This window comes from Halalkalibacter lacteus (genome assembly GCF_036663595.1).
Lineage (GTDB): Bacteria > Bacillota > Bacilli > Bacillales > Bacillaceae_D > Halalkalibacter > Halalkalibacter lacteus.
The window spans coordinates 129223-151561 of the sequence record NZ_JAWRVL010000003.1; the positions used below are offsets into that span (position 1 = coordinate 129223).

Genomic DNA, 22339 nt, shown 5'->3' on the forward strand with positions numbered 1-22339 from the left:
CAATACTATTACATAACAGCGTATTTGTAATAGGACCTTGTTACATACTCATTCTTAATGATAAAGAGGGAAAAAATATTTCTTCCCTACTTGCATCTCTTCAGGCTTAATCCCATCATTTAACGTCTGAAAGTCATGAACGATTTCTTGAATTGAAGGGGATATAGGGCCTTTGTGAAGATGCTCAACAATGGAGAGAACTGTGTGACCAGGTTCTACAACAACTTCCTTAAAGGGCTCAAACTCAGCTACAATTACTTCGTTCTCACTTTTATCAGTGTCATCAAGTTCCATTTGTTCCTCAATGATTGATTGTTCCGTGGCTGTTTGGGTTAGTCCATTGGGTAAAGTTCCAATTGTAAGATCATAATAAGTGCTATATAAAATGACGAGGATTATGAAAATTGTTCCGATCCGTTTCACAGCTTGTCCTCCCTTAAAATCCTTATTATTCATTTAGAGTATATGTATTAATGAATTGAATATGACAAAAATAAGGAAAAAGTTTCAAGAGTTTTGTCAAAATGGTTGATTTTTACCTTTATGAGCAACTTTTCAAAAGGTATTATTTTTATAGAGGTGAATAAAATGAAAAATGCTCGTCCTACTTACTTATTGTATTTTATAGGTCTCCTCCCGTTTATTATGGTGATTGGAAATTCAATGTTTATCCCATTGCTTCCACAAATGCAAGTAGATATGGGGCTTACAACAACGGAAGGTGGCTGGCTTTTAACGAGTTTTTCAATTCCAGCGGCGTTGCTTGTTCCATTTGGCGGAATACTATCTGATCGATACGGAAGAAAAAAGATAACTTTAATTGCTCTTCCTTTCATTATTATAGGGTGTGTTATTTCGGCTTTTGCTGGCATGAGAGGAGACGAAGCTGGTTCATTCCAACTAATGATGGTTGGACGTGTATGTCAAGGAATAGGAGCTGGGGGGGTTACCCCTCTAGCGATGGCATTTATTTCAGACCTTTATCAAGGGGAGCAAAGAAATCGTGCTTTAGGTGCGATTGAGGTATTTAATGGTGCAGGAAAGGTTATTAGCCCGATAATAGGTGGACTTGTTTTAGCTTTCTCATGGTATTTTAGTTTTGTTGTTTTTTTAGCAGTTGCGATTTTCGCCTTTGTCGGAATCAAACTGTTTATTCCGACTGAACCTTCCGCTAGGAATGATTTTGAAAAAAACAACGAAAAGGTCGGTAGAATAAAAAAGTTATTTATTCATCATTGGAGGTGGCTAATCCCGATACTCGTATCAGGGTCTATAGGGATGTTTTTATTATTTGGTTATTTGTTTTATTTCTCATACTTACTTGAGTCCACTGTTAGGTTTTCTGCTTTTTTGAATGGAGTATTGCTTGCGTTTCCGTTGCTTGTATTAACGATCCTTTCGTATTCGACTGCAAGAAATCTAAAAAGAAATGAAACTCAATATAAGCGTGCATTCATTTACGGGACGATGTTGATGATCGCTGGTTCGTTCTTGATGTTAACCGATGATTCCCTTGGTTGGTTTGTTGGAGCAATCGTCATTTATTCATTTGGATTTGGCATGTTACTCCCCGCTGCTAATGCGGCGCTTGCTTCGATTGTTTCGAAAAAGGAACGGGGAACTGTGTTTTCTTTTTATACGATGTTACGTTTTCTAGGTGTGGCACTTGGGCCATTATGTTTTGGTATATGGATGAATGATGTCCAACAAATGATGTTTACAGCTTTGTTTTTTGTTTCATTGAACGCGTTAATTTTATTATACAGCTGGCGATGTTTACCGCTTGGAAAAGAATGTAATACTGTGGAATTGCATGTCTATAAATAAAAAATGAGACTAAAGACCCTTTTGTTTTTTGGGGGAAAATGTTTCTTATTTAGTAGAGCACTCGTCTCATGAAGAGAGCTATTCGAGGAAGATTTAGACACCCTCGTAATAAAAGGAGAAGATGAATATGAATATGAATATGAAATCGGTATGGAAAAGGTTACTTGCACTTACACTTATTTTTGTGCTTGTATCTCCATTGTTCGTGTCAGCTGATGCAGTTCCTGGAGATGAAATTATCACTCTTGGTGAAGATTTATCAGAATCACAAAAGCAAGCTCTATTGTCTGAGATGGGGGCAACACAAGAGGATACAATTATAACTGTCACAAATGAGGAAGAACATCAGTACCTTGGAAATTATATTAGTGCATCACGGATAGGAACGAATGCTTTGTCTTCATCAAAAATAACTCTTAGAGAAGAGGGGGAAGGCTTATCGGTTGAATCCAATAATATTAATTGGGTTTCAGATGACATGTATGCTAACGCATTAATTACGGCTGGGGTGGAAGATGCGGATATTTATGTAACAGCACCTATCGCAGTATCAGGTACCGCTGCGTTAACGGGTTTAATTAAAGCATATGAGATTGCAGCAGAAATTGAAATTCCAGAAGAACAAAAGCAAATTGCTAATGAAGAGTTAGTTCGTACAGGAGAATTAAGTGATTCAATTGGAGTCGAAGAAGCAACTGAATTAATGAACCGAATTAAAGAAGAGATTGCAAACAATCCAGTTGAAACAGAAGATGATTTAAGGGAATTAATTCAACGAGTTGCTTCTGAGCTTGGCATTACGTTAACAGATGAAGAGTTAAATGGACTTGTATCTTTATTTATGAGAATGAAAGATCTTAATATTGATTGGAATCAAGTTCAAGACCAAATTTCCAAAGTTCGTGATAACTTAGATGAATTTTTAAATCGAGAAGATACACAAGGTTTTATTAGAAACTTTCTTGATTTAATTAACCGTCTGATAGATTCTCTTCGTGGGATATTTAGTTCATAATAAGAGAGAGGTTTTCCTCTCTTCCAAAAAATAAGAGAAGATTGGTTTTTGGTATTTTCTTATTTTTCGGAAGAAAGTGAAACGCATCCATGTTATGATTCGTATACGATTAGTAAGGAGGGACGGGAAATGGAATGGTTGGATTTACCAAGTGTTGGGTTCATTGTTGTGTTTTTAGGCACACTATTTTTAATTGGAGAATTACTTGTTAGAGCTAAAGGACTCTTTGCTATATTAGGGATTGCTATAATGGCCATGTACTTTTCGTATCACCTTACAGGAGATACCGGATTATGGGTAGTGCTCTTATACATTGTCGGCTTAGTATTAATTATAGTTGATGGAAAAGTTATAACTGATGGTACGGTTGCTTTGTTAGGCGTAGTTTTAATGATCATTGGTCTAGCAGTTCCAGCCCCAACTTTTATTTATGGTACTCTAGTTTCTATGGGTTTTATTGTTGGCGGCTTTAGTTCAGCACTATTTTTAAAAGTGTTTCCATCACGAAATTTATGGGCAAAAATGACGCTGAAAGATAAGCTAACAAGTGACTTAGGATACAACTCAATTAATGAACAATATCATGAACTAATAGGGAAACAAGGGAGAACGGTTAGCTCTTTTCGGCCGACTGGTACAGTTGAAATCGCAGGAGAACAATATAGCGCAACTAGTGGAAGTCATTGGATTGAAGCTAACACTGATATCATCGTTACGTCAGTAGATGGAACGAGAATTCTTATTAAATCATTAAAAGATAGCCAAAAAAGCGAGTAACGGTGATTAGTTACTCGCTTTTCTTTTTTATTATCATTTTTTTCTAGGGACCGGAATGGATTTTATCGAAATTACAACGAATAGAAAGGTGGATGCTATGAATGCACTAAACGGAATAGGATAAATTAAAACATCGACCCAAAAGAGCAGAATAACAGGAAGTGTTATTGCATGGGCAGTAATTAACCATAAATGACGATATTCCAAATTGCGTGTGCCTTTAAATAATAAAGCAACAAGAGCTAATAGTGACACACCAAGAAAGGCTAGACCAGCAAGTGCAACGAAGAGCAGACTGATGATGATAAGTAATAAAATTGGCAAAAATCCTTGTAAATCACTTATGCGCTTAGATAGATCGTCTTTCGAAAATTCTTGTAACCCAAGAAGTGTGTATGGAATTGATTGACTGTTACCATCAGCTATAAATAAAAATTCATGTTGTTGTAGGGCAATGCCATCGTGCAATTGTTGCAGTTTCTGCTCTGTATATGTATTGGAGGAATCGATTAGGAAGAATCCTTCTCCAGCAACTTCGGTATAAAAAGGTTCTTCACTTTCCCAATAGAGAGCTCCCTCTCTAATTTGAAAGTTTGGTATGTCATTTTGTAAAATGTTGTCAAATTGTTCTACGCCTGATATAGCTGTTGAGTATAATGTGACAAAATATGGAGTGCTAGAAATAAATATGATAAAGAGTACATACCCAATTGTTGATGTAATGGGGCGAAACCGACTATATGCAATCACTTTTTTACTGTAGAAGCTTTTACGAAACCAGGCCCAATAGCTCAGGATAATCACCTCTTTCACTCCTCGTTATTTTAACGAATAGAGAGTAGAATTGCTATAAGTATTACGTATATTTTTAAACAAAAGTGTCAAAGCACAGAAATGTAGCACGTATGCAGCAATAACAATAAGCCATACATAGAATACTTAAGGTGATAGCATTTCTTATACGACTTGAGACGGCATTGTTATTCTTTTATCTTAAAGGTAATAAATAATTTTATTTTGAACAACATCGAAACAACGTGTGAACTTTTAAACTTTTTTTGTTTACAAATGGTTCGACAATGCTTAATAATAGACAGGGTGTTCATGTTGATGTTTGTCGAAAGTTTGATGATTACTTTGACTTATGAAATGAAGGGATGAGGATTTGTGGATTTACAAACGCTCTTGTTCATGTTTTTCGGTGGACTAGGTATTTTCCTGTTTGGTATTAAGTATATGGGGGATGGGTTGCAAAAAGTTGCAGGAGAGGGATTACGCGACGTTCTTGATAAATTTACAACTAATCCAATTATGGGTGTTTTTGCTGGAGTTGTTGTTACAGTTCTTTTACAAACAAGCACAGGTACAACGGTTTTAACAATTGGACTTGTTAATGCCGGTTTTATGACATTAAAACAAGCAATTGGCGTTATTATGGGCGCAAATATTGGAACGACGGTTACAGCTTTTATTATTGGGATTAAAATATCTGCTTATGCCTTACCGATTATTGCAGTAGGCGCTGCGTTAATTTTCTTCATAAAGGCTAAAAAAGTTAACAATTATGGACAAGTGATTTTTGGTTTTGGTGCACTATTTTATGGTCTGGAGTTAATGGGGACCGGTCTCAAACCACTGCGGGAGTTAGAATCATTTGCTGAATTGACGGTAAGTATGAGTGAAAACCCATTACTAGGTGTTGTAATTGGGACGATTTTTACTGTTTCTGTACAAAGTTCAAGTGCTTCAATTGGCTTATTGCAACAGCTCTATGAACAAGGAGCAATGGGATTAGATTCAGCACTACCAGTTTTATTTGGAGATAATATTGGAACGACGATTACAGCGATTTTAGCTGCAATCGGAGCTTCTGTTGCGGCCAAAAGAGCTGCATTAACACATGTAATTTTTAATTTGATTGGTACTGTTATAGTCTTAATGATCTATCCGCTTTTCTTTAACTTTATTAGTTATTTAGCAATCGAAATAGGTCTTAATCGTCCAATGACAATTGCTTTTGCGCATGGGATATTTAATGTATCTAACACATTGATTCAATTGCCTTTTGTTGCGTTATTAGCTATTATCGTAACGAAGCTAGTTCCGGGGGAAGAATATAGTATAGAATATAAAGCGAAGCATCTAGACCCTAGGTTTATTGGTAGCTCACCAGCTATAGCTCTTGGGCAAGCTAAACAAGAAGTTCTTAGAATGGCTGAATTTTCAGAAAGAGGTCTTTATGAGGTGAGTCAGTACTTAGAAAACGGTCAAAAGAGACATGCTGAAATGTCTATTCAATTTGAAGAGGCTATTAATAATCTAGACCGTAAGATTACTGATTATTTAATTCAAATTTCATCAAGATCCTTATCTGCTCATGATTCAAAAATGCACTCAATGTTGATGGATACCGTTCGAGATATTGAGCGAATTGGTGATCACATTGAAAATATTGTTGAATTAAAAGATTATCAAAAAGCAAATAAAGTTCATATTTCAGATAAAGCACTTGAAGACTTACGTGAAATGTCTGAATTGACTCTTTCTACACTGAAGGAAGCAATTCAATCATTGGATTTAATAGACGGAGAGATGGCTCGTTCTGTTCTAGAGAAGGAAGAGAAGATTGACAAAATGGAACGAAAGCTTAGAAAACAACATATTCATCGTGTGAACGAAGGAAAATGTTCTGGTTCAGCTGGTATTGTTTTTGTTGATATTGTAAGTAACTTAGAACGGATTGGCGATCACTCTGTAAATATTGCCGAAGCAGTGATTGGAGAAGAGCGTTAATTCTAAATGAATGAAGGTACTCAAAAGGCTTAAAATCGACCTTTTGAGATACCCTTTACAAAAACTCGTATCTTTAATGAAATGCTTGTTAATCTATAGTAATGTATGGTAAATTAGATCAGTATGAGCAGTCAATTTGCTCTTTATTTTTTTGGGGAAGAAAAAAGGTGTTGACGTTCACTGAATAGCATGATATTATAATCCTTGTCTTTAAAAGATATTCCACAGTAGCTCAGTGGTAGAGCTATCGGCTGTTAACCGATCGGTCGTAGGTTCGAGTCCTACCTGTGGAGCCATATTATGGCGGTGTAGCTCAGCTGGCTAGAGCGTACGGTTCATACCCGTGAGGTCGTGGGTTCGACTCCCTCCGCCGCTATTCCTGTAACATAAATAGATTTCTTGTGGCGATTGTGGCGAAGTGGTTAACGCATCGGATTGTGATTCCGACATTCGTGGGTTCAATTCCCATCAGTCGCCCCATAGAGGACCCTTAGCTCAGTTGGTCAGAGCAGTCGGCTCATAACCGATCGGTCGTAGGTTCGAGTCCTACAGGGTCCACCAACTTATATACATATTTGAAACACGGAGGAATACCCAAGTCCGGCTGAAGGGATCGGTCTTGAAAACCGACAGGCGGGTCAAACCGCGCGGGGGTTCGAATCCCTCTTCCTCCTCCATTACTATGAATAACTATAAGGATCTGCATATATGCAGATCCTTTTTTGCTATTTTACAAAACATTTGTTACAAAATATAGTTTTTTGTCGAAAGCGAATAAAGTGGCAGGAGCTGATGGATGTCTTGACGAAAATACACACTTAGTCCATTTTATTTTGTACATAGCAAATCTTTTAATGAAGTTTACTTTTCGTGAAATTAGGGTAGAGTAAATTTGTCTACTTTACTGAAAATAGTGAGCATAATCATTGCAAGAATGTTCAAGTTTTGGTAATGTAATTATTGGAAGACTTATGAAACAAAAATGTTGCTAAAGTCCACTTGTGGAGTTTCGACTCCACACTATTTTGTTACTTACTTTGAGGAGGAATTATAATGGCTTACGAATTACCACAATTACCTTATGCAGCTAACGCACTAGAACCTCATATTGATGAGGCGACAATGAACATTCATCATGGAAAACATCACAATACTTACATCACAAAGTTAAACGCAGCACTTGAAGGTCATGAAGATCTTGTAGGCAAAAGCATTGAAGAATTAGTTTCTAATTTAGATGCTGTTCCTGAAAGCATTCGTGGAGCAGTTCGTAATAACGGTGGAGGTCATGCAAACCACTTGTTCTTCTGGCAAATCCTTAGCCCGAATGGTGGGGGAGCACCGACAGGAGAACTTGCTGATGCAATCAACTCAACGTTTGGTAGCCTTGAAGCATTTAAAGAAGAATTTGCAAATGCAGGTGCTAATCGGTTTGGTTCTGGTTGGGCTTGGTTAATTGTTGATGGAGGAAAGCTTGCTGTAACAAGTACTCCAAACCAAGATACTCCTCTTATGGAAGGGAAAACGCCTATCCTTGGACTAGATGTATGGGAGCATGCATATTACTTAAATTATCAAAATCGCCGTCCTGATTATATTAATGCATTCTGGAATGTAGTAAATTGGGATGAAGTTTCAAAGCGTTTCAACGAAGCTAAATAAGAAAAGAACTTAAGTGTTATAATTAGGTTACAAAAAGTCCTTAAGGAAAAATCGCCTTAAGGGCTTTTTGTGTATAACCGCTTTTTGAGGTGACACACTACTTGTAAGGGTGGTGGAGTCGGTGAATAAGTTATTGCTAAAGAAAGTTATTGGTGATATAGAGGTGACAAGAGACTTAACTCTTTTGCTCGTAATAGGAGGGCTCTATGCGTTAAGTTTTGCTTTGTCTAATACATTTGTAAATGTTTATTTATGGAAACAATCGGGGGAGTTTGTTGATATTGCTCTCTATAATTTAGGTTCGGTTGTCATGCAACCACTAGCGTTTATAGTAGCAGGGAAAATAGCGAAAAAAATTGATCGCGTTATTGTATTAAGGGCCGGGGTTATTACACTTGCAGCTTTTTTTTTAACAGTTCTTTTTCTAGGAGATCAGGCGAATCAATATCTTTTGCTGTTGGGTGCGTTAATAGGGATGGGCATTGGTTTCTACTGGCTAGCCTTTAATGTTTTGACATTTGAGATTACTGAACCTGAAACAAGAGATTTTTTTAATGGATTTCTTGGGCTTTTAACATCGTTTGCTGGGATGATCGGACCTATTTTGGCTGGTTTTATTATTACAAGAATGGAAAAATTCACGGGGTATACAGTTATTTTTACCATTTCGCTTTCTCTCTTCGTTGCAGCTGTCTTAACTAGTTTTTTGTTACAGAGACGTTCAGCCGAAGGACAATTTTATTTTAAAAGAATACTTAAGGAGCGTAAGAAAAATTCAAACTGGCGGCAAATATTACGTGCCCATTTCTTTCAAGGCTTACGAGAAGGAACTTTTGTCTTTGTGATAGTGGTTTGGGTATATATTGCAACAGGGAGTGAACTTGCCATTGGTACATATGGCTTAGTAGCTTCGGCGGTGCAATTTGTTACTTATTATATTGTTACCCGTATCATTAAGCCGACGTTTAGAAAGAAACTAATCTTATTCGGTGGAATGATCCTTTACTCAGCTATTTTTATTATAGTAATAGGGGATTTAACTTTCACTAAATTAATTATGTACGGTGTAGTTGTCTCAATAGCTTATCCGATGCTACTTGTACCGTATGTCTCCCTTACATTTGATGTTATAGGAAAAGGATGGAAGGCTGCCGAAATGAGGGTAGAATATATTGTTGTTCGAGAATTATTTGTAAATTCAGGTCGAATTGTTTCTGTACTTGCCTTTTTAGCAACGGTGACATTTTTCTCAGAAGAAAAAGGAATCCCTATTCTTCTCCTTGTACTAGGGGCAGGTCACACTCTTATTTATTTCTTTGTACGGCATGTCCAATTTAAGAAAGATGAAGGTGGGGAAGGTTACAGTTTTGCCAGACAAAAAGGAGGAGATGGAGATTCCTCAGGAGGAACAACGGTTTAAGAGTTAGTGAAAAAAGGCGTTTTTCCCTTTTTAGCTACCTCATAATGGTTCTGTTTCCCTTTTGACTTTACTAGCGTGTATGCTATAATAAAATCAATAATAACAGTTACCTGCCGTGTTAGTTAGCTTCTCCTTGTTTCGAACCTTGATTTTTTTAAGGGAGTTTTATATTGAAGATCTGCCAGCATGCCAGCACGTTCTGGACGCTGAATGAGGTTCTGCGAACACCCACCTACGAGAGTAGGTTCATGAAACAACTGAAGCAACGGCACACGCGGGTTACGACTATGAGGACATTTCTAGACACCTTTTTGTAGGTGTCTATTCTATTGTTTAGAGAAAATTTATAGGAGGAACAAACAGGTGGGGAAATCAACCAAGCTAAAGAAAAAACAACATGTCTCAGTTCGTTTGAATGTTCTTTTCTTTGCTGTATTTATTTTGTTTTCGGCGCTTATTCTTCGTTTAGGGATTGTTCAAATTGTTGAGGGACAGGAATTTGTTAAGGAACTAGAGAGAACGAGTAATACGACAGCGCGAATAGATGCACCACGTGGACTTATGTATGATCGACTTGGAAATGTCGTTGTAGATAACGAGCTTGAATTATCAGTTATATACACAAATTCATCGAGAACAACGAGTGCTGATTCAATGCTTACGATTGCGCGTGATTTGGAGAAGGTAATTGATGTTGAAACAGACCGAATTACAGAACGTGACAAACGGGATTACCTTTTAATGAGGATGACTGAAGATGAACGGTATGAGCTTGTAAGTCGTGAAGAAAGAAAAGAGTTAGATAACACGTCGGGTGAATATCAGTTAGAAGTTGAGCGTATTCCAGATGAAGCAATTGAGGGGTTATCAGAAGAAGATTTACGTATACTTGCAATTTACCGCGAAATGTCTAAAGGATACGCAAACACTCCGCAACGAATCAAACGAGGCATTACTGAAGAAGAAGCTCATCTTTTGAGTGAAAACTTGTATCGACTTCCAGGTGTTGATATTTTACGAGATTCTCGTCGGAATTATGTGTACGGTGATTCCTTTCGAAGTTTATTTGGATCAACTGGTTCAATTCCAAAAGAAAAAGTAAATTATTATTTGTCGAGAGGATACGATCGTTCTGACTTCGTAGGGATTAGTTTTCTAGAGTTACAATATGAGGATGTATTACGTGGTCAAAAAGCAATTGTGGAAAGTATTACACACTCAAGTGGAGGACAGAATGTAGAAAGTTCTATTAACGAGCGTCTTGGACAGCGTGGAAATGATCTTGTATTAAGTTTGGATATGGAGTTGCAACAACGTCTAGAAGAAATAATTGATGAAGAGATGAAAAAAGCAGGCAATTCTTTTATCTTGGATCGTTCTGCTTATGCTGTTCTTATGGATCCTCGAACTGGCGATATATTATCGATGGCTGGCTTTAATGATCCTGTTGGTGGAAATTCGAATAATAATGCAGATCATATTGGGAATGTAACGAAATCATTTGAAATGGGGTCTTCTGTTAAAGCTGCATCTGTGTTAACTGGTTTTCAAACTGGAATAACGTATCCTGGTAATAGCTTTAATGATCGCCCAATTCGTTTGCCGTCAACACCAGAAAAGAAGTCAGTTAGAAATTATGGGTGGGTAAATGATTTGCAAGCACTTGAAGTTTCGTCAAATGTTTATATGTTTGAGATTGCAATGCGAATGGCAGGTTGTAACTATCCTAATAATTGTAATTGGACAAGTAATTCGGTTGAACGTGCTTATAATGAAATTAGGTATTACTTCAGTCAGTTCGGTTTGGGATCTGATACTGGAATAGATCTACCATCAAGCTCGTCTGGTTTAACCGGTGGTACGTCAATATATGGAAATTTACTTGACATCATGATTGGACAATATGATACGTATACTACCCTTCAATTAGCTCAGTATATTTCAACAATTGCAAATGATGGAGTGAGAATGCAGCCTCGTTTCGTAACTGAAATTCGTGAACCGGTATCGAGTCCAGAAGGTCAAGGTGCGATTGTTCAAAAGTTTGAACCGAATGTGTTAAATCGAATAGATATGAGTGATGAGTATATTTCGCGTGTTCAACAAGGCCTGCGAAATGTTATGACTAGCGGAACTGCGAGTAGTCGTTTTGCTAATAAATCGTACCAACCTGCTGGGAAGACAGGGACAGCACAGGTAAGTGTTGTTGTTGGTGAGGGAGATAGCCGTAGAATTATTAATGGAAACACTCAGACATTAGTTGGATATGCACCATACAACAACCCGGAAATTGCTTTTGCAATCGTTGTGCCAAATGTTAAGCTAGAAAGAAACGGTGGAAGATTAGGGATGGCACAGGAAATTGCTAGTCAGGCATTAGATACTTTTTTTGAAATGAAAGAAGTTCGCATAGGTCCAACGAAAGCAGACCGACCAATACTTGAACAACCAGATAATGATTAGAAATATTCCTGTAGCGATATATACAAAAGAGGACTTTACTCGATATTATTTCGAGTAAGGCCTTTTTTGTGAGTAAAAGTTGTTTCTTAGGTTTCCGCTAATTAGGAAAAACTATGATTTAATTCGTAGATTTATTAGTATATATGTTGACTTTGTTGTTCAATTTCGATAATAAAATGATGCCGAAAAAACTATGTAAACACCCTTTATTCGACACCCTCCACCTAATGAATGTAATTTCGATATCATTATCTTTCATTCGACATAAAATGACTAACTTAAAGCGACAAAAAATATTGGCGAAAAAAGGCGAATAATTTATTTGGTTTAGGAAAACGGTGTCACACGCAGGTGTGACAAATTAAGACAAATTCACCTTCTTGTTCGTTTGAAATGAGACCTGTATGATGAATATAAGAAAAAAAAAAGACATACAATCAAGACTTACTTCATATAGAAATTCATATTTTGAATTTGCTATAAATTGAAAGTATTGTTATTGGATTGGAGGTGAAGAAGTTGATCGAACAAATTCTAAACTTACGTGAACAGGGCTATTCGTTCCGTAAAATTGCAAAGGAGCTAAATACAACAGTGGGAAAAGTACAATATCGCTATCAAAAACACAAACAACAGCATGAGGAAAATAAAGAAAATGACTATCACTTTGAACAAATTGTACCTGACAGTTATGAAAGAGATGAAGTTACATTGCTTTCGCAAAGTCCTAAGGTGGTCTATGCATATTGGGAAATCAGTACATCTTTACGACAAATTACAGAGCATCAATGTCGTTTGCCTTGGCATGATCTTCACAAACAGTTACGAGTATATGACTGCACAATGATAGATTTTAATGGACACAATGAACATCGTTACTTCGACATTTCTTTACCGGAAATGACGAATAATTGGATGATTCAAAATCTAGAACCGAACAGAACATACATAGTTGATTTGGGAATTCGGACAAGACAAGGCTCATTTCTTTCACTAATTCGTTCCAATGCAATTGATACTCCACGTTCAGATGAAGCATCGAAAGGATTACATGTTGATGCTGTAAATGAATGGAAAGAGGGAAGTGCAAGCGAACCAAGATGGCTTGAGCATTTTAGTACTTATTCATATTATGAGAAGGTAAAATAGGGGGAATTGTTTTGAAAGAAGGTTATTATTCACTTGTACTCCATGCTCATCTTCCCTATGTTCGTCACAAGGAAGAAGGGCGACTAGAGGAGCGTTGGTTATTTGAGGCTATGACAGAATCATATATTCCATTGTTATGGGAGCTAGATGACGTAAACATATCTGAAGCATTAACGATTTCATTTTCACCACCAGTAATGGAAATGCTTTCTGATCCAGTCATTCAGGAGCGATATCTAGATTATATTATTAAGACAGAAGAGTTACTTCAAAAGGAAGAAGAAAACGCGGTTTCACAGAAAGAGCTTGATCTAGTCTCCTTCTACATGGAGCGTTATCAGAAAATTAAGAAAAAATTTCTTGATTTAAATAAAAATATTCTAATTGGATATCGTGAATTATTTGAAAAGAGAATTATTAGATGTATTACAAGTTCAGCGACACATGCATTTTTGCCATATGTAAAAACAAAAGCGGCCATCCGTTCTCAAGTTGTTGAAGCAATTCGCTGCTTTGAACAACACTTTGGTTCGAAACCTAAAGGATTTTGGCTTCCAGAATGTGCTTTTGCTCCAGGTATTGATCGAATTCTTGTTGAGGAAGGAATTGTTTATTCTTTTGTTGATGAACACGCTCTTAAGAATGCAGACCCAACTCCTTCAAAAGGCAGCGGTTCTCCGATCTATTCTCCGCATGGGCTTATTCTTTTTCCGAGACACACGGACCTTTCAAGTAAGGTATGGAGTTCTACTCTTGGCTACCCTGGTGATGTTGATTATCGTGAATTTTATCGTGATATTGCCTATGAACGTGATTGGGAATATATCAAACCTTATGTTCACGAGGAGGTACGCATAGATACAGGAATTAAACACAAGCGAATTACAGGTCAAGTAGAAGATAAGGATATTTATGTTCGAGAATGGGCTGAAGGTAAGATTCATGCACATGCGGATAACTTTGTATACTCCATTGAAGAGCAAATTAATGAACATGGGGATCAGTGTTTTCCTCCATATCTGATGGTAACACCATTTGATGCAGAGTTGTTTGGGCATTGGTGGTTTGAAGGCCCAGAATGGATCGGACAAGTGTTAAAGAAGGGGCAGAACCGAATTCAATTTATAACACCGGAAGCCTACATTGATCGTCATTATCAAGATCTCGATACCGCTCATGTATCTTTCTCTACATGGGGGCGTGAAGGATATGGACATGTATGGGTTAATGAAACCAATCAACATCTCTATCGTCATCATCACAGAATGGAAACCGATTTAGCAGCGATCGCGGCATTCTATTCGAAACCTACTAATTTGGAAAAAAGATATTTAAAACAGATGGTCCGTGAATGGATGTTGGCAGTAAGTAGTGACTGGGCTTTCATAATGGATGGTCAGAGTGCTGTTCAATATGCGGATGAGCGCTTCTCCCTCCACTTGAGTCGATTTGATGCGATTAAAGGAAAGCTATTAAATGAAACTATTCAAGATGACTGGATAACTTCAGTGGAAGAAAGTTTTCCGTTTTTACAAGATGTTGACGAGCGCATATTCTATTCTCCTCACGATGCATATGTTCAATCAAAAGAAGAGGTGGATACAGAGAAAAAGCGGTCAATTTTAATGCTTAGCTGGGAGTTCCCTCCAATGATGGTGGGAGGCTTATCTCGACATGTTTATGATTTATCAAGAGCAATGGTAACAGCTGGACATGATGTTCATGTCGTGACTTCTTATGTTGCTGGTTACCCTGATTACGAGATTAACCAAGGTGTACATGTGCATCGTATTAAAGGGTTGCAACCTGAAGCAGAGCAATTTTTTGATTGGGTTGGTAGTTTAAATGTTGCTATGATCCGCTATGTTAAGAATCTTGCAAGGAAGCAACAATTTGATATTATCCATGCTCATGATTGGCTAGTTGGAGTTGCGGCAAAAGGACTAAAACAGTCATTACAAATTCCTCTCTTAGCAACAATTCATGCAACTGAGCACGGACGTAATAATGGAATTCATAGTGAATTACAATATGAAATCAATCAAAAGGAATGGGAATTATCGTACGAGGCAGATCGAGTAATTGTGTGTAGTGACTATATGAAGGAGGAAATTCAGTCAATCTTCTCATTACCAGATGAGAAACTATCTGTAATTCCCAATGGCGTCGATCCTGACCTATTACAACCATATACAAGCATTACTGCTACGAATATAACTGCAAATGATACGTTTACTGTATTCTCGGTTGGCAGAATTGTACGAGAAAAAGGGTATCAAACTGTTATAAATGCTGCAGCGATGTTGAAGGAAAGAAATGTAAATATCCGTTTTGTCATTGCTGGAAAAGGGCCAATGCTTGATGAATTCAGACATCAAGTTTATGAAAGACAATTAGAATCATATGTAACATTTCTTGGTTTTGTTAGCGATGAAGAAAGAAATGAATGGTTCAACCGTTGTGATGCAACAATTTTCCCGAGCCTTTACGAGCCATTTGGGATTGTTGCACTTGAAGGCTTAGCCGCAGGTAAAGCAACAATGGTGTCTGATACAGGTGGCTTAGCGGGAATTATTCGACATAATGAAAATGGAGTAAAATTTTACCCGGGAGATGAGCAGAGTCTAGTAACACAAGTACTTTATTTATACAATCACCCAATTGTAAGAGAATCTCTGGCAACGCAAGGGCTTCAAGACGTGAAAACACGTTTTGATTGGGAGACAATTGCAAATCAGACTGAAAAAGAAATTGACCATTGTTTAGAAGGAGAACTAGAGCTAACTATCTAATGAGGGGGCAGATGTGAAATGAAAGGTGTTATAATGGCTGGAGGAAAAGGAACAAGACTACGTCCGTTAACTTGCAGTGTACCAAAACCAATGGTTCCATTAGTTCAAAAACCAGTAATGCAGTATAGTATTGAGCTATTAAAACAATATGGAATTACAGATATTGCAGTAACCGTTCAATATTTACCTGATGTTATTCGTGATTACTTTGGGGACGGATCGAAGTTTGGAGTGAATTTGACCTATTTTGAAGAGACAACTCCTTTAGGAACAGCGGGTAGCGTGAAACAAGCTGAAGAGTTTTTAGATGAGCCTTTCATTGTAGTAAGTGGAGATGCATTAACGGATTTCGATCTTAAATCTGGAGTTGATTTCCATAACGAGAATAATAGTCTTGTAACAATTTTTATGAAACAAGTAGAATGTCCACTTGAATTTGGTGTGATTATGACAGATGAACAAGATAAAATTGTTCGTTTCCTTGAGAAGCCGAGTTGGAGTGAAGTGTTTAGTGATACGGTGAATACTGGTATTTATATTATGGATCCAAGTATTTTCTCCTATATAAAGAAAGACGCAGTTGTAGATTTTAGCAAGGATGTATTTCCGCAATTATTAGCTGAACAGTCAGCTATGTATGGATATGCTGCTGATGGGTATTGGTCAGATATAGGTAACTTAAAACAGTACCGACAAGCTCATAGTGATTTACTAAATGGATCGCTTGATGCAAGCATTCAAGGAACTGAAATAGAGCCGACTATTTGGGTTGGCGAAAATGTCATAATTGAAGAGGGTGCCAAGATAGAGGGACCGGTTTCAATTGGATCAAATACAATTATTCGGTCAGGTGCGCACTTAGGCCAACACACTGTCGTTGGATCTGATACTACTATTTCGAATCGAGCTTCACTTAAGCGGTCAGTATTGTGGAACGGAAACTATCTTGGTGATGATAGTGAACTAAGAGGTGCAACGTTGTGTCATGGTGTTACAGTTGGTACAAAAGCGACTCTATATGAAGATGCTGTTATTGGACATCATACTGTCATTGGCGAAGAGGCGAAAATACAACCAGAAGTGAAAGTATGGCCTTACAAACGAGTAGAGGCAGCAACAACTGTACCTCAAGCTTATGTGTGGAATGAAGTTGGTGCACAGTCGTTATTAAAAGGACATCGCGCTAGTGGGGTTGCTAATGTTGAAATGACACCTGAAGATGCTTCCAAATTAGGCGCTGCATATGGTAGTTTGCTTAATCAAGGGACGAAAGTATTAATAGCAAGTGATAATCATCCTTTCTCACAGGTTATGAAACTATCACTTATTCAGAGCTTACAAGCATCAGGAATTCATGTTGTTGAGCTTGGGGAAACGATGCTTCCCATTCTCAGATATAGTGTTGAAATGGCTGATGCAGGAGGCGGTATTTATTTACGAATAGCTGATCGAGCTCAAGAAAAACAAATGGTCATAGAGTTTTTCAATGAACAAGGATTCCCGATTAGCACGTCTGAACAACGTGAGTTAGAGCAAGTGATGGCCTTTCAATCTTACCGTCGTGTAGCGTTTGAATATATCGGTGACTATCGAATTGACAACCTACTTGAAGAAAGATACACGAATCAAATATTACTCGAAGTAAATGAGGGCGCTATCAGAAATAAGCAGTGGAAGATTGCTCTTCATTATGAAACAACTGAGCAACATTCTTATCTCTCTAATTTTCTCTCTAAGTTAGGATGCGATGTTCATATTATTCCTAGTCATGTAAATGTTGACTCCATGAGAGAATATTTAAATAATAACAGTCTTGAATTAGGCATTATGATAGGAGAAAGCGGTGAATTCATAAGCTTAATGACGGAAAAGGGAATTCTAGTAACAGAAGAAGAACAATTAATGTTATTTATTTATATGCAATTTGAAAAAGGGCTACGCTCAGAGCTTGCGATTCCTCTTTATGGTGGGTCCGCGCTTGAAGAGATAGCGGCAAGCTATGACAAGAAATTAATTCGCACCAAAACGTCAGTTCGTGCGATGATGGAGTCTGAGGGTACCGTTCAAATGATGGCTTATGATGCCCCTTTTGCAATCGTGCACTTGTTAGACTTCTTAACAGAAAATAATGTATCTCTTACAGATGTTTTTAGTGAACTTCCATCACAAGCTATTTACAAACAAGAAGTCAATTGTCAAACTCAACAAAAAGGTGTTGTTATGAGAAAGTTGATGGAATCATTAAAAGGAAAAAATGTTGAATTAGTAGATGGAATGAAAGTAAGAGATCAAGAAGGAAGTTGGACTTTTATCGTGCCAGATCAAGACCAAGCAACCTTTACTGTGTATGCTCAATCGAAAGATGGAGCACATGCAAAACAATTGGCAGGTGAGTATATTGAACAAATTAATGCTATTAAACAACAAACAACCTAATAAACTCGCCTTTCTTAAAGAAAGTTTTCACTCTCTTAAGAGTTTGGGCGTCTGGTTAAATGGGAGATGCTCATGGCTAAGCAGTGAGGAATGGGATATGTCTCCGGGACAAAACAGGACAGGGGCATTGTCTATTATCGTTGCTTATCATAAGCAGTGGGAATTTCAAGTTACCATATTAAAAGAACGGTTTGATAAAGAACTTGGTTTCCTATATAAAGTGATTCTAAATAACCAATCGGATGAAAAAAGAGATATAAGGTTTGTATATCATCAACACAATCTTGCTTCACTTACACGCCAAGTATCTTTTGTTTCTCCTTCAAAGCAGACTATATTACATTATGGAAAGCCGTATTTATCTCTTCTAGCATCGCGGTTTCATAACGAAATAAATTGTCAGCTTGCTGTTGGGAAGAAAGAAAAGGTTTGGTGCGACCAAGAAGGTACTTTAGTTCTTGCGCCCTTATGTACAGATGGGCAGGAAAGTATGATCGTGTCAAGAATTCAGATGAATCCTTCACAAGAAACGTATGGTCGTATTTGGGAAGTGTTTGGTCAAACAGAAGAGGAAGTTTATATAAAACATTATAAGCAAGTTACGTTTGATAAATTGAATCAAGCGACTAAACAGACACTATAACGAAAATTTCTAACATTAAAAGAGTGGATTCTATCAAGAAATGATAAGATGTGAGCATTGATTATTCTTAAAATATCTTGATATACTTACGATCCGCTCTTTTCAACAGAAAAAACACTTGATTGAAGCGCGAAGATTTGCTATCATATTCAAGTATGAAGTAAGAACAGTTTGGAGGGATAGCAAATGCGTGTACAAGTAACTCTTGCTTGCACTGAGACAGGAGATCGTAATTATATTACAACAAAAAATAAACGCACAAATCCTGAGCGTATTGAATTCAAGAAATACAGCCCAAGATTAAAGCGTCATACGTTACATCGTGAAACAAAGTAAGCAGCTGGATTCTCCGCTGCTTTTTTCTTTTTAATTTAAACAAATAGATCCTCTTCAAAATGAATGAGAGTGAGTGAATGTCTTGGAAAAAAAGGCGGCTATACGGCATCAAGTCAATCAAGCATTAGAAGCGTTAACGGAAAAGACACATGCAAAGTGGTCTTTTGAAATCGCGATGCATCTTATCTCTTCAACTTATTGGAAAAAGGCAAAAATGATTGCATTTACGATATCTCGTGGTCGCGAGGTTGATACATATTATTTAATTAGAAAGGCATGGGAAGAAGGAAAGCGTGTTGTCGTTCCCCGTGCAAACTTCAAAACAAAGTGTATGACATTTTACGAGATTACTAGATTCGATCATTTAGAAGATCGACCCTATTGTTTGAAAGAACCAATGGTTGAGTTCTGTCAGCCAATTAATCACGATGAAATTGATTTAGTCATTGTTCCGGGATTAGCTTTTGATAAAAATGGCTATCGATTAGGATTTGGAGGAGGCTTTTATGATCGGTTTCTTCCGACAGTTGATGCTATCACACTATCACTAGCCTTTCCATGTCAGATTGTACAAACGCTTCCTGTTGAGAAACATGATCAGAAAATAGATCATATTATTTCTCCTTTTGGTTTTGATTAATGATGGCGATTATACTTTTACTAGGAGTTTTTCTTTTAGCGATAACTGCTTATTTCAGAAAGAAATTAACTCGTTCTGGAGCATTGGCCGCATGTTTTGTAGGAGGATTTATTGCCATTGGGTTGGAGTTATATGGATTGCTCTTACTTGGAATGTTTTTTATAAGCTCTACTATACTTGGGGCTTTAAAGACTGATAATGAAGAGTCCGATATAATTGAGAAAGGCGGGAAAAGAGATGCCGTACAAGTACTTGCAAATGGCGGAGTAGCTTCCTTATTAGCACTTATGTATCTTATTTATCCTTCTTCTATCCTCATTTGCGGTTTTGTGGCAAGCTTGGCCGCCGCTAACTCTGATACGTGGGCTTCTGAAATCGGTCCTTATAGTAAATATCGCCCATTTCATATAATAAAAAGAACACGTGTAGCAGTTGGGACATCAGGAGCGATAACGGCACTAGGTTCTGCTGCTGCTTTTGCGGGAAGTTTTCTAATCGTTGTTTTTTCGATTTTTTTTTGGTGGGGTGATCACTATAATAGCCATATGTTATTGATTTTTTTGACTTTGGCTGGATTTATCGGTAACGTATTTGATACAGTACTTGGAGCCATGTGGCAAGTTGTTTATCGTTGTCCTTCTTGCGCTATTGAGACGGAACGAAAGGTTCATTGCGGGGGAAAGACCATTCGTGTAAAGGGAAGCGATTGGATCGATAATGACATTGTGAATGTTGGCTGTACAATCTTTGCTGCATTACTTGGTATTCTAATAGGTTGGTTGTTCGTATAAGGAGGAAGACATGGGAGAAGAATCAATGGAGCGTTATTCAAGACAAGTTCGATTTTCACCTATAGGTGAAAAAGGCCAAAAGTCGCTCTCGGATAAATCGGTATTAATTGTAGGTGTGGGTGCACTAGGAACAGTACTTGCTAATCATTTAGTACGAGCAGGTGTAGGGTTAGTTCGTTTTGCTGATAGAGATTACGTTGAGATGAGTAATCTTCAGAGGCAAATGCTGTTTGATGAATTCGACGTAAAGGAGAGTTTGCCAAAAGCAGTAGCTGCTGAACGCAAACTGAAAGCGATCAACTCAAATGTGAAAATAGAAGGTATTGTTACAGATGTAACAATAGATAACCTACCATCATTAATTGAAGGTATTGATCTTGTGCTAGACGGGACTGATAATTTTCGAACTCGTTTTCTTTTAAACGATATGTGCTTTAAAGAAGGAATCCCGTTTGCTTATGGAGGAGCAGTTAGTTCGAGAGGAATGTCTGCCCTATTTATTCCTGGGAAAACACCGTGTTTGCGTTGTTTTATTAATCAAGGTGATGGCAATGGTCAAACTTGTGATACCATTGGGGTAATTAGCCCTGTAGTGGATATTGTTGCATCTTATCAAGTGGTGGAGGTACTGAAGTATCTTGTAGGTGATGAAAAATCACTTAGAGGCACACTGCGAAGTTTTGATTTATGGAAAAATCATCAATTTGATTTAAAAATGCATGACGCAAAAGAGAGTTGTCCGACATGCCAAACCAAAGAGTATCCTGCACTAGTTGAAGCAGAGGATCATGTAACGACTCTATGTGGAAGAGAAACGGTACAAATACAACGACACGAGCCTATTGATTTAAAAAGGTGGGCTACCACGTTAGAATCGGTTACAGAAACAAAATTGACTCCATTTCTATTGAGAGCTCAACTTCCAGAAGGAGAAAGACTTGTTCTATTTCCAGATGGCAGAGTGCTTGTACAAGGGACTGAAGAAATCTCACGAGCAAAATCGTTATATAGCAAGTACATGGGAGGATAACTTTTTTTGATGTTAGTACCCATTATGTTCACCAAACGGATGATACTCGTTTATCCTGTCTTGTGAAAAATATATATTCTCTTGAAACAGCTTTATTTTAGAAAGAAGAACCGTTTTTTTCATAAGATGGATAAAATGATGGATCAACACGCAAAGTAAGATAGAGGAGGGATGATCATGTTACAACGTCTCATTTCTATTCTATCGCTAGTCTTCTCGATGTACTTTATGTACAAGTATCGTTATCGTGTGTTAAATACGTTTCTAGGCCGCCGCATGTTACGTAAACTTGCAGTAGCGTTTGCCATGCAAATACCTTTTATCCGCGATAAGGTACTCGGATCGGTTTTACAAGCTAACCGACCGCAAGAAACAGTATAAAAGATAAAAGGGTCTGTCTTCCTAGAGGAGTTGTTGTCTAGAAGACAGACCCTTTGTCTTGATTATTACCTCTTTGAACAACCAATAAAGGCAGTTGCCATGTTTTACGTTTGTTCTCAGCAATTGTAATTCTCTTTTCGAACAAAGTACTTCTAGAAACGGAAATTATTGCTATAATAATTTT

The 22339-nt window shown here is 37.5% G+C and carries 18 protein-coding genes, 5 tRNA genes and 1 other RNA gene; 22 read left to right on the top strand and 2 right to left on the bottom strand.

The genetic code is table 11. The features are described from left to right. Positions 1-54: 54 nt before the first annotated feature. Complete coding sequence (locus tag SAZ04_RS03330; RefSeq protein ID WP_332691014.1) at positions 55-423, bottom strand: hypothetical protein; 369 nt, start codon at positions 421-423, stop codon at positions 55-57. Between the two features lie 165 nt (positions 424-588). Here SAZ04_RS03330 and SAZ04_RS03335 point away from each other — a divergent pair, with 165 nt between their 5' ends. The 3 genes from SAZ04_RS03335 (at position 589) to SAZ04_RS03345 (ending at position 3619) form a co-directional block, all read left to right on the top strand. After that, positions 589-1827, top strand: a complete 1239-nt coding sequence (locus SAZ04_RS03335) for an MFS transporter (protein ID WP_332691017.1) — start codon at positions 589-591, stop codon at positions 1825-1827. Positions 1828-1960: 133 nt separating this feature from the next. Next, positions 1961-2842 (top strand): DUF1002 domain-containing protein, encoded by an 882-nt coding sequence (locus SAZ04_RS03340; protein WP_431308950.1) that lies wholly within the window; start codon positions 1961-1963, stop codon positions 2840-2842. 129 nt (positions 2843-2971) lie between these two features. After that, on the top strand, positions 2972-3619 hold the full coding sequence (locus SAZ04_RS03345; protein WP_332691020.1) for an NfeD family protein: 648 nt from the start codon (positions 2972-2974) through the stop codon (positions 3617-3619). 33 nt (positions 3620-3652) lie between these two features. Here the strand turns inward: SAZ04_RS03345 and SAZ04_RS03350 are convergent, their stop codons facing one another. Then, a complete protein-coding gene (locus SAZ04_RS03350; RefSeq protein WP_332691023.1) occupies positions 3653-4423 on the bottom strand; it encodes a DUF1189 domain-containing protein in 771 nt (256 codons plus the stop codon). A gap of 363 nt (positions 4424-4786) precedes the next feature. On the opposite strand from SAZ04_RS03350, the gene SAZ04_RS03355 reads away from it, so the two are divergent. The 19 genes from SAZ04_RS03355 (at position 4787) to SAZ04_RS03445 (ending at position 22155) form a co-directional block, all read left to right on the top strand. Then, positions 4787-6412 carry a Na/Pi cotransporter family protein gene (locus SAZ04_RS03355; RefSeq protein ID WP_332691026.1) on the top strand — a complete coding sequence of 542 codons (1626 nt, stop codon included), beginning with the start codon at positions 4787-4789 and terminating at the stop codon, positions 6410-6412. Positions 6413-6633: 221 nt separating this feature from the next. Then, positions 6634-6708, top strand: a tRNA-Asn gene (locus SAZ04_RS03360). A 6-nt stretch (positions 6709-6714) separates the two neighbouring features. Next, positions 6715-6788 (top strand) — tRNA-Met (locus SAZ04_RS03365). Positions 6789-6816: 28 nt separating this feature from the next. Next, positions 6817-6892 (top strand) — tRNA-His (locus tag SAZ04_RS03370). Positions 6893-6896: 4 nt separating this feature from the next. Next, positions 6897-6973: transfer RNA gene (locus SAZ04_RS03375), tRNA-Ile, on the top strand. Between the two features lie 23 nt (positions 6974-6996). Beyond that, positions 6997-7089 (top strand) — tRNA-Ser (locus SAZ04_RS03380). A 376-nt stretch (positions 7090-7465) separates the two neighbouring features. Continuing rightward, complete coding sequence (locus tag SAZ04_RS03385; protein ID WP_332691029.1) at positions 7466-8074, top strand: superoxide dismutase; 609 nt, start codon at positions 7466-7468, stop codon at positions 8072-8074. A 121-nt stretch (positions 8075-8195) separates the two neighbouring features. Then, a complete protein-coding gene (locus SAZ04_RS03390; protein WP_332691032.1) occupies positions 8196-9494 on the top strand; it encodes an MFS transporter in 1299 nt (432 codons plus the stop codon). A 104-nt stretch (positions 9495-9598) separates the two neighbouring features. Further along, positions 9599-9779: non-coding RNA, 6S RNA (ssrS, locus tag SAZ04_RS03395), on the top strand. A gap of 78 nt (positions 9780-9857) precedes the next feature. Beyond that, positions 9858-11957, top strand: a complete 2100-nt coding sequence (locus SAZ04_RS03400) for a peptidoglycan D,D-transpeptidase FtsI family protein (protein ID WP_332691035.1) — start codon at positions 9858-9860, stop codon at positions 11955-11957. A 510-nt stretch (positions 11958-12467) separates the two neighbouring features. After that, a complete protein-coding gene (locus tag SAZ04_RS03405) occupies positions 12468-13106 on the top strand; it encodes a DUF4912 domain-containing protein (protein WP_332691038.1) in 639 nt (212 codons plus the stop codon). An 11-nt stretch (positions 13107-13117) separates the two neighbouring features. Beyond that, the gene (locus SAZ04_RS03410; RefSeq protein ID WP_332691041.1) at positions 13118-15898 is read left to right on the top strand and encodes a 1,4-alpha-glucan branching protein domain-containing protein; all 2781 of its coding nucleotides are present in this window, start codon (positions 13118-13120) and stop codon (positions 15896-15898) included. Positions 15899-15916: 18 nt separating this feature from the next. Beyond that, complete coding sequence (locus SAZ04_RS03415) at positions 15917-18334, top strand: sugar phosphate nucleotidyltransferase (RefSeq protein WP_332691044.1); 2418 nt, start codon at positions 15917-15919, stop codon at positions 18332-18334. A gap of 97 nt (positions 18335-18431) precedes the next feature. Then, positions 18432-18977, top strand: a complete 546-nt coding sequence (locus SAZ04_RS03420) for a hypothetical protein (protein ID WP_332691047.1) — start codon at positions 18432-18434, stop codon at positions 18975-18977. Between the two features lie 186 nt (positions 18978-19163). Further along, positions 19164-19313 (top strand): 50S ribosomal protein L33, encoded by a 150-nt coding sequence (rpmG, locus tag SAZ04_RS03425; protein ID WP_034624960.1) that lies wholly within the window; start codon positions 19164-19166, stop codon positions 19311-19313. A gap of 82 nt (positions 19314-19395) precedes the next feature. Then, positions 19396-19953, top strand: coding sequence for a 5-formyltetrahydrofolate cyclo-ligase (locus SAZ04_RS03430; protein ID WP_332691050.1), 558 nt, complete (start codon positions 19396-19398; stop codon positions 19951-19953). Continuing rightward, positions 19953-20744, top strand: coding sequence for a DUF92 domain-containing protein (locus SAZ04_RS03435; RefSeq protein ID WP_332691053.1), 792 nt, complete (start codon positions 19953-19955; stop codon positions 20742-20744). The genes SAZ04_RS03430 and SAZ04_RS03435 overlap by 1 nt, the downstream gene beginning before the upstream one ends. Before the next feature lie 10 nt (positions 20745-20754). Continuing rightward, the gene (locus tag SAZ04_RS03440; RefSeq protein ID WP_332691056.1) at positions 20755-21774 is read left to right on the top strand and encodes a ThiF family adenylyltransferase; all 1020 of its coding nucleotides are present in this window, start codon (positions 20755-20757) and stop codon (positions 21772-21774) included. 177 nt (positions 21775-21951) lie between these two features. Further along, positions 21952-22155, top strand: coding sequence for a sodium:proton antiporter (locus tag SAZ04_RS03445; protein WP_332691059.1), 204 nt, complete (start codon positions 21952-21954; stop codon positions 22153-22155). Positions 22156-22339 lie beyond the last annotated feature (184 nt).

Bases quoted from the DNA above. Each gene is read 5' to 3' on its own strand.
- SAZ04_RS03435 (WP_332691053.1), top strand. From the start codon at position 19,953: ATGATGGCGATTATACTTTTACTAGGAGTTTTTCTTTTAGCGATAACT.
- SAZ04_RS03345 (WP_332691020.1), top strand. From the start codon at position 2,972: ATGGAATGGTTGGATTTACCAAGTGTTGGGTTCATTGTTGTGTTTTTA.
- SAZ04_RS03445 (WP_332691059.1), top strand. From the start codon at position 21,952: ATGTTACAACGTCTCATTTCTATTCTATCGCTAGTCTTCTCGATGTAC.
- SAZ04_RS03340 (WP_431308950.1), top strand. From the start codon at position 1,961: ATGAATATGAAATCGGTATGGAAAAGGTTACTTGCACTTACACTTATT.
- SAZ04_RS03440 (WP_332691056.1), top strand. From the start codon at position 20,755: ATGGGAGAAGAATCAATGGAGCGTTATTCAAGACAAGTTCGATTTTCA.
- SAZ04_RS03335 (WP_332691017.1), top strand. From the start codon at position 589: ATGAAAAATGCTCGTCCTACTTACTTATTGTATTTTATAGGTCTCCTC.
- SAZ04_RS03385 (WP_332691029.1), top strand. From the start codon at position 7,466: ATGGCTTACGAATTACCACAATTACCTTATGCAGCTAACGCACTAGAA.
- rpmG (WP_034624960.1), top strand. From the start codon at position 19,164: ATGCGTGTACAAGTAACTCTTGCTTGCACTGAGACAGGAGATCGTAAT.
- SAZ04_RS03415 (WP_332691044.1), top strand. From the start codon at position 15,917: ATGAAAGGTGTTATAATGGCTGGAGGAAAAGGAACAAGACTACGTCCG.
- SAZ04_RS03420 (WP_332691047.1), top strand. From the start codon at position 18,432: ATGTCTCCGGGACAAAACAGGACAGGGGCATTGTCTATTATCGTTGCT.